13 protein-coding genes and 1 tRNA gene are annotated in these 12,866 nt (G+C 72.5%); 9 read left to right on the top strand and 5 right to left on the bottom strand.

Annotated features, from left to right (window positions below; all coding sequences use genetic code 11):
* Positions 1-59 precede the first annotated feature (59 nt).
* Positions 60-2,459 (top strand): glycoside hydrolase family 2 protein, encoded by a 2,400-nt coding sequence (locus ACI1MP_RS32055; RefSeq protein WP_404870152.1) that lies wholly within the window; start codon positions 60-62, stop codon positions 2,457-2,459.
* Between the two features lie 153 nt (positions 2,460-2,612).
* A complete protein-coding gene (locus ACI1MP_RS32060; protein WP_380333553.1) occupies positions 2,613-3,440 on the top strand; it encodes an alpha/beta fold hydrolase in 828 nt (275 codons plus the stop codon).
* A gap of 69 nt (positions 3,441-3,509) precedes the next feature.
* Here ACI1MP_RS32060 and ACI1MP_RS32065 read toward each other — a convergent pair whose 3' ends face one another.
* Positions 3,510-4,412, bottom strand: coding sequence for an aldo/keto reductase (locus tag ACI1MP_RS32065; RefSeq protein ID WP_380333552.1), 903 nt, complete (start codon positions 4,410-4,412; stop codon positions 3,510-3,512).
* 315 nt (positions 4,413-4,727) lie between these two features.
* Between ACI1MP_RS32065 and ACI1MP_RS32070 the strand changes: the two genes are divergently transcribed.
* The 3 genes from ACI1MP_RS32070 (at position 4,728) to ACI1MP_RS32080 (ending at position 7,091) form a co-directional block, all read left to right on the top strand.
* Positions 4,728-5,393: a DedA family protein gene (locus tag ACI1MP_RS32070; protein ID WP_380333551.1), complete on the top strand. Its 666-nt coding sequence runs from the start codon at positions 4,728-4,730 to the stop codon at positions 5,391-5,393.
* A gap of 127 nt (positions 5,394-5,520) precedes the next feature.
* Positions 5,521-6,204 carry an O-methyltransferase gene (locus ACI1MP_RS32075; RefSeq protein ID WP_189271813.1) on the top strand — a complete coding sequence of 228 codons (684 nt, stop codon included), beginning with the start codon at positions 5,521-5,523 and terminating at the stop codon, positions 6,202-6,204.
* Positions 6,205-6,209: 5 nt separating this feature from the next.
* Entirely contained in the window at positions 6,210-7,091 is an 882-nt protein-coding gene (locus tag ACI1MP_RS32080; RefSeq protein WP_404870153.1) for a Gfo/Idh/MocA family protein, read from the top strand.
* 17 nt (positions 7,092-7,108) lie between these two features.
* On the opposite strand, the gene ACI1MP_RS32085 is transcribed toward ACI1MP_RS32080, so the two are convergent.
* A complete protein-coding gene (locus tag ACI1MP_RS32085; protein ID WP_380333549.1) occupies positions 7,109-8,197 on the bottom strand; it encodes a hypothetical protein in 1,089 nt (362 codons plus the stop codon).
* A gap of 136 nt (positions 8,198-8,333) precedes the next feature.
* Here ACI1MP_RS32085 and ACI1MP_RS32090 point away from each other — a divergent pair.
* Positions 8,334-8,417, top strand: a tRNA-Leu gene (locus ACI1MP_RS32090).
* A 162-nt stretch (positions 8,418-8,579) separates the two neighbouring features.
* Here the strand turns inward: ACI1MP_RS32090 and arsB are convergent.
* Both arsB and ACI1MP_RS32100 read right to left on the bottom strand, forming a co-directional pair.
* Positions 8,580-9,656, bottom strand: a complete 1,077-nt coding sequence (gene arsB / locus ACI1MP_RS32095; RefSeq protein ID WP_404870154.1) for an ACR3 family arsenite efflux transporter — start codon at positions 9,654-9,656, stop codon at positions 8,580-8,582.
* Positions 9,656-9,961, bottom strand: coding sequence for a metalloregulator ArsR/SmtB family transcription factor (locus ACI1MP_RS32100; protein WP_363482354.1), 306 nt, complete (start codon positions 9,959-9,961; stop codon positions 9,656-9,658). Before ACI1MP_RS32100 ends, arsB begins: the two co-directional genes overlap by 1 nt.
* A gap of 102 nt (positions 9,962-10,063) precedes the next feature.
* Here ACI1MP_RS32100 and ACI1MP_RS32105 point away from each other — a divergent pair, with 102 nt between their 5' ends.
* Positions 10,064-10,495: an arsenate reductase ArsC gene (locus tag ACI1MP_RS32105; protein ID WP_404870155.1), complete on the top strand. Its 432-nt coding sequence runs from the start codon at positions 10,064-10,066 to the stop codon at positions 10,493-10,495.
* A gap of 84 nt (positions 10,496-10,579) precedes the next feature.
* Positions 10,580-10,900 (top strand): MafI family immunity protein, encoded by a 321-nt coding sequence (locus tag ACI1MP_RS32110; protein WP_380333546.1) that lies wholly within the window; start codon positions 10,580-10,582, stop codon positions 10,898-10,900.
* A gap of 96 nt (positions 10,901-10,996) precedes the next feature.
* Here the strand turns inward: ACI1MP_RS32110 and ACI1MP_RS32115 are convergent, their stop codons facing one another.
* Positions 10,997-11,359 (bottom strand): ArsR/SmtB family transcription factor, encoded by a 363-nt coding sequence (locus ACI1MP_RS32115; protein ID WP_404870156.1) that lies wholly within the window; start codon positions 11,357-11,359, stop codon positions 10,997-10,999.
* Positions 11,360-11,459: 100 nt separating this feature from the next.
* Here ACI1MP_RS32115 and ACI1MP_RS32120 point away from each other — a divergent pair, with 100 nt between their 5' ends.
* Positions 11,460-12,866: an NAD(P)-binding domain-containing protein gene (locus tag ACI1MP_RS32120; RefSeq protein WP_404870157.1), complete on the top strand. Its 1,407-nt coding sequence runs from the start codon at positions 11,460-11,462 to the stop codon at positions 12,864-12,866.

The raw sequence follows: 12,866 nt of genomic DNA on the forward strand, positions 1-12,866 counted from the left end.
GGACGGGGCGGGGCTACGGTGCTGCACGCGTCGCACATCCGCACCGAGGAGCCGCACAGATGAAGGACACCACCCCGCTCGACCAGGGCTGGAACCTGCACCACGACGGGGAGTTGCTGCCCGCCACCGTGCCCGGCTGCGTGCACACCGACCTGCTGGCGGCCGGTCGGATCCCCGACCCGTACCTCGACGCCAACGAGCTGGAGGTGGCCTGGATCGGCCGCCGCGACTGGACGTACAGCCTCGACCTGCCCGCGCACGGCAGCACCCACGAACGCACCGACCTGGTCTTCGACGGCCTGGACACCGTCGCCACCGTCACCCTCGGCGACACCGTGCTCGGCGCCACCCGGAACATGCACCGCCGGTACCGCTTCGACGCCACCGGGCTCGGCGGGCCGCTGACGGTGCGTTTCACCAGCGCCTACACGGAGGCCGAACGAGTCCGCGGGATCGTCGGCGAGCGGCCCAACGAGTACCCCGAGCCGTTCCAGTACATCCGCAAGATGGCCAGCAGCTTCGGCTGGGACTGGGGCCCGACCCTGCCCACCGCCGGCATCTGGAAGTCCGTCCGGTACGAGCACTGGTCCACCGCCCGGATCGCCGACGTCCGCCCGCTGGTCACCGTCGACGGCGCCACCGGCCGGGTCGAGGTGCACCTCACCGTCGAACGCACCGCCGCCGGCGCCGGCCGTCCGCTCACCGCCCGTGCCACCGTCGCCGGCGCCGAGGCGGAGACGGTCTTCGACGGCGACAGCGCCGTGCTCGTCCTGAAGGCCGCCGACGTCGCGCGCTGGTGGCCGCGCGGCCACGGCGACCAGACCCGCTACGAACTCGCCGTCACGCTCGCCGACGGCGCCGGCCGACTCGACGCCTGGCAGCGGCAGATCGGCTTCCGCACGGTCGAGCTGCACCGCACCCCCGACGCCACCGGCACCCCCTTCACGCTGGCCGTCAACGGCGAACCGCTGTTCGTCCGCGGCGCCAACTGGATCCCCGACGACACCCTGATCACCCGTGTCACCCCCGCGCGCTACCGCACCCGCCTGCTCCAGGCCGTCGACGCCAACGTCGACCTCATCCGGGTCTGGGGCGGCGGCGTCTACGAACAGGACGCGTTCTACGACCTCTGCGACGAACTCGGCCTGCTGGTCTGGCAGGACTTCCCGTTCGCCTGCGCCGCCTACCCCGAGGAACAGCCACTGCGCGGCGAGATCGAGGCCGAGGCCCGCGACAACGTGGTCCGCCTGATGCCGCACCCCTCGCTGGTGCTGTGGAACGGCAACAACGAGAACCAGTGGGGCTTCCGCGACTGGGGCTGGGAGGAGAAGCTGCGCGGCGACTCCTGGGGCGAGGGCTACTACCTCGGCCTGCTGCCCCGGATCGTCGCCGAACTCGACCCCACCCGGCCCTACAGCGCCGGCAGCCCCTGGTCCGGCAGTTGGGACCACCACCCCAACGACGTCGACCACGGCACCCACCACTCCTGGGACGTGTGGAACCGCGAGGACTTCGCCGAATACCGCGCCACCGTTCCCCGGTTCGTCGCCGAATTCGGCTGGCAGGCCCCGCCCGCCCACGCCACGCTGCGCCGCGCCCTCCCGCACGAGACGCTCACCGCCGACTCGCCCGGCATGCTGCACCACCAGAAGGCCGGCGACGGCAACGGCAAACTCCGCCGCGGCCTGGAACGCCACTTCGACGTCCCCGACGACTTCGACCGCTGGCACTACCTCACCCAGCTGATCCAGGCCCGCGCCATCGCCACCGGCATCGAACACTGGCGCTCCCACTGGCCGCACTGCGCCGGCACCATCGTCTGGCAGCTCAACGACTGCTGGCCGGTCTCCTCCTGGGCCGCCGTCGACGGCGACGGCCGCCGCAAGCCCCTGCACCACGAACTGCGCCGCCTCTACGCCGACCGGCTGCTCACCCTGCAGCCCGCCGACCGCGACGGCGCACCCCGCGCCGCCCTGGTCAACCAGTCCGCCGAGCCCTGGACCACCACCCTCCGGCTGCGCCGCCTCGACACCACCGGGCGGCAGCTCGCCGAACACACCGAGGAGATCGCCGTCCCGCCGCGCGCCGTCCACCAACTCCCCTTGCCTGATGGGATGTTGATGGATCAGGGGACGGTCAAGGAGTACCTGGTGGCGGACGCGGACGGTCTGCGCGCCGTGCACTTCCCGGCCGCCGACCGGCACTTCGCCTACCCGCGGCCCGATTTCGACCTCGACGTGACGGCGGCCGGCGACGGCGCGGTGGACGTCCGGATCACCGCCCGCACGCTGATCCGCGACCTGCTGCTGCAGCCCGACCGCCTGCACGCCGACGCCACCGCCGACCGCGGCCTGACCACGCTGCTGCCCGGCGAGCAGGTGGACATCCGGGTGCACGGCGCGGGCGCCCCGAGCGCCGAGCAGGTCCGGCGAGCGGTCTTCTGCGTCGAGCCGTCGTGAACGCGCGGGTGCCGCCGATGAGCTGACGGTGCGTCCGGTGTCGGCCCCGCCGCCGTGCGGGTCCGGCCCGGCCGTGCCTTGATGGGCGAGGTGCCCGCCGTCCCCCGGGCGCGAGCACCCCGCCCATGTCGAGGCACTCGATCGGAGACACCCATGCCGCACTGCACGACCCGCGACGGAGTGGAGCTCTTCTACAAGGACTGGGGCCATGGCCGCCCCGTGGTCTTCCTGCACGGCTGGCCCCTCAACGGCGACGCCTGGCAGGACCAGCTGAAGGCCGTCGCCGACGCCGGATTCCGCGGCATCGCCCACGACCGGCGCGGCCACGGCCGGTCCACCCCCGTCTGGGACGGCTACGACTTCGACACCTTCGCCGACGACCTGAACGACCTGCTCACCAGCCTCGACCTGCGGGACGTCACCCTCGTCGCGCACTCCATGGGCGGCGGCGAACTCGCCCGCTACATCGGCCGGCACGGCACCTCCCGGGTGAAGTCCGCCGTCCTGCTGTCCGCCATCACCCCGCTGCTCGTCCAGGGCCCCGACAATCCCGAAGGCGTGCCCGACAGCGTCCTCGACTCGCTCAAGGCCGGCATCCTGCGCGAACACTCCCAGTTCTGGAAGGACACCGCCGTCACTTTCTTCGGCGCCAACCGCGTCCACACCAGAGCCACCCAGGGCAACCTGGACGCCTTCTGGCACATGGCGATGGCCGAGACCGTTCAGGGCGCCGTCGAATGCGTGGACGCCTTCGGCCACACCGACTTCCACGCCGACCTGAAGAAGTTCGACCTCCCCCTGCTGGTGGCGCACGGCGACGACGACCAGGTCGTCCCCATCGACGCCACCGGCCGCAGGACCGCCGCCCTCGTCCCCGGCGCGGTGCTCAAGGTCTACGAGGGCGGGTCGCACGGCCTGGCCATGGTGCCCGGCGACAAGGAGCGCTTCACCCAGGACCTGCTCGACTTCCTCAAATCCTGACGGCCGGGCCGCACCGGCGGTCTCGTTCGATCCCTTCCGCCGTCCCCGGCCTCTGGCGGCGGGGGCGGGTCAGGTCGTGGGGGTGTCCAGCAGGGCGAGGTGGGTGGGGGTGAGGCGGAGGGTTGCGGCGGTGAGGTTTTCGGTGAGGTGGGTGGGGTTGGTGGTGCCCGGGATGGCGAGGACGTGGGGGCCGCGGTGGAGGGTCCAGGCGAGGCGGATCTGGGCGGGGGTGGCGTCGAGTTCGGTGGCGACGGTGGTGATGCGGTGGTCCCGGTCGGCGGCGGGGGCGGCCTCGCGGTGGAGGCCGGAGATGGCGAAGAAGGGGACGAAGGCGATCCCCAGCTCGGCGCAGAGGCCGAGGACGCCGGTCTCCTCGGCGCGCCGCCAGTCCAGGCCGAAGGAGTTCTGCACGCACACCACGGGGGCGATCTCCCGCGCCTCGCGGATGTGCTCGGGGCGGACGTTGGAGAGTCCGAGGTGCCGGATCAGTCCGGCCTCGCGGAGGTCGGCGAGGGCGCCGAAGTGCTCGGCGACCGAGTCGCAGTCGGGGCCGTTGCGGCGCAGGTTGACCACGTCCAAGTGGTCGCGGCCGAGCTGGCGCAGGTTCTCCTCGACCTGGCCGCGCAGCTCGTCCGGCCGGGCCATGGTCCGCCACTCGCCGGACGGGGTGCGCCCGGGGCCGACCTTGGTGGCCACCACCACGTCGTGGCCCCGCCAGGAGTCCAGCGCCCGGTTGATCAACTCGTTGGCGGAGCGCCGCGGCGAGAAGTAGAAGGAGGCCGTGTCGACGTGGTTCACGCCCTGCTCGAACGCGGTGTGCAGGAGCCGGACGGCGAAGTCGCGGTCGATCGGGGCGCCGTCGGAGTTGCCCATCATGCCGTTGCCGGTCAACCGCATCGCGCCGTAGCCGAGCCGGTTCACCATCAGGTCGCCGAGCTGCCAGGTGCCTGCCGCCGCCGCTGTCGTGGTCATGGGTTTCCTCCCCGTGGGCCGTGCTGTCCGGACCCGGAGTATGGGGTCCGGCGGGCGGCCCGGAACAGGTCCGGCGGGTGCGCCGAATGTCACCCGCGGACCGGGAACGAACCGGAGGCCGCCGCGAGTTGGACCGGGTGTGGGCGAGCGAGGGGGAGGAGCGTCCGAACCCCCGTTGAGCTGCTGCTGAGGGAGGCGCTCGGCCTGCGGGCCGGGAGCGGCTAGGCTGGCCGGGCTCGGGCCCTTTACCGAAGCTTTTCCCGTGTGCCGCCGTGCGTCGGCCGCCTGTCCCTGCCCTGACGGAGGTACTCCGCCTTGCACCTCGACCAGTGGATCGAGAGCGTTCCGCCGACCTCGGTGTACATCCTCATCGGCCTGATCATCGGACTGGAGAGTCTGGGCATTCCGCTGCCCGGCGAGATCGCCCTGGTCTCCTCCGCGCTGCTCGCCGCCAAGGGCATCGTCAGCCCGTGGGGCGTCGCGGGCTGCGCGATCGCCGGCGCGATCATCGGCGACTCGATCGGCTACGCGATCGGCCACAAGGGCGGCCGGCCGCTGTTCGAGAAACTCGGCCGCAGGTTCCCCAAGCACTTCGGACCAGATCATCTGGCCACCGCCGAGCGGGCGTTCCACCGCTGGGGCATGTGGGCGGTGTTCTTCGGCCGGTTCATCGCGCTGCTCCGGATCTTCGCCGGTCCGCTGGCCGGCACCCTGCGGATGCCGTACTGGAAGTTCCTGATCGCCAACGTGCTGGGCGGCGTGGTCTGGGCGGGCGGCACCACGCTGCTGGTCTACCAGGTCGGCAAGGTCGCCGAGGAGTACCTGAAGGGCGCCTCGTACATCGGTCTCGCCGCGGCCGCGGTGTTCGGCGTCGGCTCGGCGCTGGTGCTCAAGTGGCGGGCGAAGAAGTCCCGGGCCGAGCACCCCGAGCAGTCCGGCGGCAAGAGCGGCGAGCCGCTCAGCGAGACGCTCGTCGACTGACCCCGGAAGCCGCACCCGAAGGCCGCCGTGTCCCGCCCCGGACGCGGCGGCCTTCGCCGTGTTCGAGGGCGGCCGCGCGCCGGACAGGGAGTAGGGTCGCAGCGCGAAGCGATCACGGAGGTGGGGAATGAGCACGCAGGAGAACCCGCAGCAGCGGTGGACGGCGGTGGACGACTACACCGCGGACCGGCTGATCGGCGAGGACGCGGTGCTGGACGCGGCCGTCGAGGCCGCCGACCGGGCCGGGCTGCCGCCGATCGCGGTGGCCCCGAACCAGGGCAAGCTGCTGCACCTGCTGGCCCGCATGCAGGGCGCCCGGCGGATCCTGGAGATCGGCACCCTGGCCGGCTACAGCGCCATCTGGCTGGCCCGTGCCCTGCCCGAGGGCGGCGCCCTGACCACGCTGGAGATCGACCCGGCGCACGCCGCGGTCGCCGCCGCCAACCTGGAACGGGCCGGTCTCGCCGACCGGGTCGAGATCCGGCTCGGCGCGGCCCGCGACACCCTGCGGCAGCTCACCGAGGAAGGCGTCGAACCGTACGACCTGGTGTTCGTCGACGCCGACAAGCCGAACATCCCGCACTACCTGGAGGCGTCGCTGGCGCTCACCCGGCCCGGCTCGGTGATCGTGATCGACAACGTGGTGCGCGGCGGCCGGCTCGCCGACCGGCAGAGCACCGACGAGGCCGTGCGCGGCGTCCAGCAGCTGCACGAGCTGCTCGCCGGCGACAAGCGGCTGGACGCCACCACCGTGCAGACCGTCGGCGCCAAGGGCTACGACGGCTTCACGCTGATCCGGGTGGAGGGCTGAGCACCGTGCGGATCGGACTCCTCGGCACCGGGCCCTGGGCGAGCCTGGTGCACGCCCCGGCCCTCGCCGCCCACCCCGACGTCGAATTCGCCGGCGTCTGGGGCCGTCGCCCCGAGGCCGCCAAGACCCTCGCCGCCGCCCACGGCGTCCCCGCCCACCAGGCGGTGGACGACCTGCTGGCCGACGTGGACGCCGTCGCCATCGCCCTGCCACCGGACGTCCAGGCCGAGTACGCGGTGCGCGCCGCCGCGGCCGGCAAGCACCTGCTGCTGGACAAGCCGGTCGCCTCGACGGTCGACGCCGCCCGCGCCGTCGAGGACGCGGCCGCCGCGGCCGGCGTCGCCTCGGTGGTGTTCTTCACCGTCCGGTTCGGCGGCGCGCAGGGCGACTGGATCGTCGAACAGGCCGAGCGGGGCGGCTGGTTCACCGCGCACTGCCACTGGATCGGCTCGGTGTTCACCACCGACAGCCCCTACGCCGCGTCCCCGTGGCGCCAGCAGAAGGGTGCGCTGTGGGACGTCGGCCCGCACGCCCTGTCCGTGCTGCTGCCCGTCCTCGGCGACGTCGAACGGGTCGTCGCCGCGCCCGGCCCCGGCGACACCGCGCACCTGATCCTCCGTCACGAGGGCGGCGCGTCCAGCACCGTGACGCTCAGCCTGACCGCCCCGCCCGAGGCCTCCGCGCTCGGCGCGGGCGCCGAACTGCGCGGCGCCGCCGGCGTCACCCGGCTCCCCGACCGGGACGGGCCGCCCACCGCCGCGTACGGGCGCGCGCTGGACGCCCTGCTGGCGGCGGCCGCGACCGGCACCCCGCATCCGTGCGACGTCCGGTTCGGGCGGCGCGTGGTGGAGGTGCTGGCGCAGGCGGAGGAGCAGCTGCTGCGGTAGCTCCCGCCGACGGCCGGTCAGGGATTGACCGGGCGGCGGTCGGCCGGGCGGCGCGGCGGGATCGGGGTGGCGGGGAAGTCCCGCGGCCCCGTCCACAGCGCCGGCACCGCGTCCGCGCGGCGGGCCAACTCGTAGGCGATCGCCTCGTAGTTGACCCGCCAGCCGCGGAAGTGCGCCCAGGCGTCCGCGACCGGCCGCTCCAGCCGCATCCCGGCAGCCGTCACCATCGCCACCGCTGCGTCGAACTCCGCGAAGGTCAACCGGATCGGCTCCTCCGGCTCCGGATCCGGTTCGAACGGGATCCGCAGCGCGGTCGCGATGTCGCGCAGCGCCGTGAACCCGGCGCGCAGCAGCAGCCGCGCCTCCGGCGGGGCCGAACGCGGGTTCAGCGCCAGCTGCATGGCCGCCGCGTCCATCACGGCGATCAGGCCCACCACCCAGTTGCGGTACGGCTGCGGCGAGCGGAACGAGATCAGCACCGGATAGTTGGAGTGCCCCTCGCCGAGGTCCGCCGCCAGCCGCTCCCAGTCCCGGTACAGCTCCGGCAGCTCGCTCTCGGTCCGCACCAGCGCCTGCCGGGCCAGCAACTCCGGCCCCCAGGCCGGCTCACCGGCCCGCGACTGCAGCAGCGTCACCTCCAACTCCCGCCGGTTGTAGGCCGAGTAGAGCGTCGGCAGGTAGGCGATCAGCAGCGCGATGATCAGCGGGCCGTTGGCCGCCGCGAGGAAGTCGATCACCGACAGGTGCAGCCGGTCGCCGCTGGCGAAGCCCAGCGTGAACAGGCTCGACCCGGCCTCCCGGAACGCGACGTGCCACGGCAGTTCGGACGTCCCTATCAACAGCAGGGTGTACGCCATCAGCGTCGACAGCAGCCAGCACCCCAGCATCCCGAGCAGCGTCAACGGCGCCAGCCAGGTCTGCGCCCGGTCGATCGCCCGGTACCCGCCGAACGGCGCCGCCACCGTCCGTACCACCACCCGCAGCGACGACCACAGTCGGATCGCCAACGCCGAGTACAGCCCGCGCGGCACCACCAGCGTCCGCAGAATGCTGCCCGCCGTCCAGACCAGCAGTGCCACCCCGAGCACGGTGAAGATCACTCTCATCCGGCCATTGTGACGCCCCGCCACGGCCTTTCCGAGATGCGACGGCCGCCGGAGGTGAACAGAACGGCCCAGAACATGCGGTAAGCTTCTCAGCAGGTCGAACCGAGCACACAGGCAACCGGCGGCTACACTCTTTGCGCGGGTGGCGGAATAGGCAGACGCGCTGGATTCAGGTTCCAGTGCCCGAAAGGGCGTGGGGGTTCAACTCCCCCCTCGCGCACAGCGGGTCGTACGACCCAGAACGGCCGATCGGTCCGACAACATGTCGGGCCGATCGGTCTTTTTGCATTCCCGGTCGAGGTTTTGACGGTCCGTGGGGCAGGAGACCCGGACGGCTGCCTGGAAGGTTCCGGCCCCCAGGCAGCCGGTCTGTGACGGGCGGTCAGTTCGCCGGGGTGAACTTCTTTCGCCAGGCGAGGGAGACGTGGACCAGGGCGATCAGCACCGGGACTTCGATCAGCGGGCCGACCACGCCGGACAGCGCCTGGCCGGAGGTGACGCCGAAGGTGCCGATGGCGACGGCGATGGCGAGTTCGAAGTTGTTGCCGGCGCCGGTGAACGCCAGGGTGGCCGTCCGGTCGTAGGAGAGGCCGAGGCCCTTGCCGAGGGCGAAGGTGCCGAACCACATGATCGCGAAGTAGGCGAGCAGCGGCAGCGCGATCCGGGCGACGTCCAGCGGCTGCGAGGTGATCGTCCTCCCCTGGAGGGCGAACAGGATCACGATGGTGAACAGCAGGCCGTAGAGGGCCCAGGGGCCGATCCGCGGCAGCACCTTCGCCTCGTAGCGTTCGCGGCCGAGCTTCTTCTCGCCCAGGCGGCGGGTGAGGAAGCCGGCGGCGAGCGGGATGCCGAGGAAGACGACGACGTTGAGCGCGATCCTCCCCATCGAGACGTCCAGGTGCTGCCCGTCGCCGAGACCGAGCCAACCCGGCAGCAGGTCGAGGTAGAACCAGCCCAGGACGCCGAACATGACGACCTGGAAGACGCTGTTCAGCGCGACCAGGACGGCGGCGGCCTCGCGGTCGCCGCAGGCGAGGTCGTTCCAGATGATCACCATGGCGATGCAGCGGGCCAGGCCGACGATGATCAGACCGGTGCGGTACTCGGGCAGGTCCGGCAGGAAGATCCAGGCGAGGGCGAACATCACCGCGGGGCCGACCACCCAGTTGATCACCAGCGAGGAGACCATCAGCCGACGGTCGCCGGTGACGGCGTCGAGCCGGTCGTAGCGGACCTTCGCCAGCACCGGGTACATCATGACCAGCAGGCCCAGCCCGATGGGCAGTGAGACCCCGCCGATCTCGACCGCGGCGAGGGCGTCGTTCAGGCCGGGGATCAGGCGGCCGAGGCCGAGGCCGACGGCCATCGCGGCGAGGATCCACGCCGCGAGGTAGCGGTCGAGGAAGGACAGCTTGCCGGTGACCGACGCCGCTTCCACCGGTTCGACGGGGGCCGCCATCAGCAGGACCTCTTCACGCCGGCGTTGGCGCGGGCGGTGGCGGCGAGGTCGGCGAACTGCCCCGACATCGACTCCAGTACCTCCGGCCTCAGCCGGTAGTACGTGAAGCGGCCGCAGGGTTCGGTGTCCACCACGCCGGCCTCGCGCAGCACCTTGAGGTGGTTGGAGAGGTTGGTCTGGCGGGCGCCGGTCTCCTCCACCAGGTGCGTGGTGCACAGGGTTTCGCGGGCCAGCAGGGTCACGATGTGGAGCCTGAGCGGGTCGGCCAGCACCCGCAACAGTTCAGTGTCGACTGATATCACCATGGGCTGATACTTTCACATCGGCCGGGACTGGCCGAACAGCAGGGCCGCCGGTACTCGCTCCGGCCCGGACAGCTGCTACCCCGAACGAAGGACCCTCCACCGATGACCACCGCGCCGCTCGCCTCCGTGCTGTTCGTCTGCGTCCACAACGCCGGCCGCTCCCAGATGGCCGCGGGCTTCCTCGCCCACCTCGCCGGCGACCGCGTCGAGGTCCGCTCCGCCGGCTCCGCGCCGGGTCGGGAGGTCAACCCGGCCGCCGTCGCGGCGATGGCCGAGGTCGGTGTCGACATCTCCGACCAGAAGCCGAAGATCCTCACCTCCGAGGCCGTCGAGGCCTCCGACTACGTCATCACCATGGGCTGCGGCGACGCCTGCCCGTACTTCCCCGGCAGGACGTACCTCGACTGGAAGCTGGACGACCCGGCCGGCCAGGGCGTCGACGCCGTCCGGCCGATCCGCGACGCGATCAAGGCCCTGATCGAGCAGCTGATCGCCGAGATCGACGCCAACGCCGTGGCCGGTCACGAGAGCTGATCGTCGTCGGACAGTCGGACAGTCGGAGCGGACGACCGGCGAAAGTCGCGTGACCCCGCGGACCGCACCGGCGACACTGACGCCATGACCGTTGACCGTGAGGCGTTGCAGGCCGGCTGGAACCGGACTCGGGGCCACCTCGACACTGATCGGGCCCGCCTGGCGGGCCGACCCGGCATCGATCTCTCGGTGACGCTCGATTTCCTGGAGCACAACGAGCTGGGCCTTGCCTTCGACTGCCTGGTCGATCTCGGTGACGACCACGACGCGCCGCTCGCCTTCTGGCAGGACCTGGACCGGGCGGCCCGTGAAATGCGGCTCTGCGGCGACGCACTCCACAAGCCCCACCTCACCTCGGCCGACCTCTGCCGTCGCCGTCTCGCGGCCGCCTCCGAACAGGACTGACCCCTCGGCCCGGCGAACCTTCCCGGTGGTCGGGTTCGCGCGAACCGCCGGCGCCGTGACCGGGCACGGAAGACTCGCGGCACGTGGTGGACGCGTTCAGCGGGTGGCGGTGAGCAGCCCGGCCATTGCGGCCAGCGGCCCCGGGACGACGCGGTAGTAGACCCAGGTGCCGCGCCGTTCGGAGGTCAGCAGGCCGGCCTCGCGGAGCTTCTTCAGGTGGTGGGAGACGGTCGGCTGGGACACGCCCACGTCCTGGATGTCGCACACGCAGGCCTCGCCGCCCGGGTGCGAGGCGACCCGGGAGAAGAGGCGCAGCCGCACCGGGTCGGACAGCGCCTTGAACATCGCAGCCATCCGCTCCGCGTCCGCCTCCGACAGCGCCGCCGCCGTCACCGGCGGGCAGCACGGCGCTGCCGATGCGTCGACGATCGGCAGCTCGGCGGACATCAAGTTCGACATACGTCTATGTTGACACTCGTCGAATCAGTGGGCAAGCTCGGCTGTATCGACGAGCGTCAATGCAGCGCTCATCCGTCACGCACCAGCCCGGAGAACCGAGATGAGCGAGAACGCCTCCACCGCCCACCTTCCCGTCGCCGTCATCGGCGCAGGCCCGATCGGCCTGGCCGCCGCCGCACGCCTGATCGAGCGCGGCATCGAGCCCGTGGTGCTGGAAGCCGGACCGAGCGCCGCCACCGCCGTGCGCGAGTGGTCGCACGTGCGCCTGTTCTCGCAGTGGTCCGAGGTCGTCGACCCCGCCGCCGAGAAGCTCCTCGCCCCCACCGGCTGGGTGCGCCCCGACGCCGACGCCTACCCGCTGGGCGGCGACTGGGTGGCCCGGTACCTGCAGCCGCTGGCCGACGCGCTCGGGGGCCGGGTCCGCTACGACGCCCGCGTCACCGGCGTCGCCCGGGCCGGACGGGACCGCATCGTCGACGCCGACCGCGAGGCGCAGCCGTTCACCGTCCACGTTCAGCACGCCGACGGCTCCGAGGAGCGACTCCTCGCCCGCGCCGTCGTCGACGCCTCCGGCACCTGGTCCACTCCCGGCCCCGGCGGCGGCAACGGGCTGCCCGCCCTCGGCGAGCGCGCCGCGAGCGCGAAGATCTCGTACTGCGTCCCGGACTTCGCCGACCCTGCGGTGCGCTCGCGGTACGCCGGCCGGCGGACGGCGGTGGTCGGCTCCGGCGCGTCCGCGTTCACCGCGCTTGCGCTGCTCGCCGACCTCGCCCAGGACGCGCCCGGCACCCACGCCCTCTGGGTGCTGCGCCGGGGCATCTCCGGATCCACCTACGGCGGCGGCGCCGCCGACCGGTTGCCCGCCCGCGGCGCACTCGGCCTGCGCGCCAAGGCCGCCGTCGAGGCCGGTCACGCCGGTGCGCTCACCGGTTTCCGCACCGCCGCCGTCGAGCCCGACGGCGAGCGCCTGGTACTGGTCGCCGAGGACGGCCGTCGCAGCGAGGCCGTCGACGAGATCATCGTCCTGACCGGCTTCCGCCCCGACCTCTCCTTCCTCGACGAACTGCGCCTCGGCCTCGACGAGCGCCTCCAGGCCCCGCTCGCCCTCGCCCCGCTGACCGACCCCAATCAGCACTCCTGCGGCACCGTCCACCCGCACGGCGCGAACGAGCTCGCCCACCCCGAGGGGGAGGTGTACCTGGTCGGCATGAAGTCCTACGGCCGCGCGCCCACGTTCCTCGCCCTGACCGGCTACGAGCAGGTCCGCTCCGTCGCCGCCGCCCTCGCCGGCGACCACGAGGCCGCCGCCCGCGTCGAGTTGACCCTCCCGGAGACCGGGGTGTGCGGCGGCGCCGGCCTCTTCGACGAGGACGCCGTCCAGGACGGCGGCTGCTGCTCGACCCCGGCCGAGCCCGAGACCCTCACCGTCGGAACCAGGCCGAAGCTGATCATCCTCGGAGCCGAGGAGTCCACCGACTCCTGCTCCCCGACCGGTGGTTGCTGCTGA

It is taken from the genome of Kitasatospora griseola, from assembly GCF_044999035.1.
Taxonomy (GTDB): domain Bacteria; phylum Actinomycetota; class Actinomycetes; order Streptomycetales; family Streptomycetaceae; genus Kitasatospora; species Kitasatospora griseola.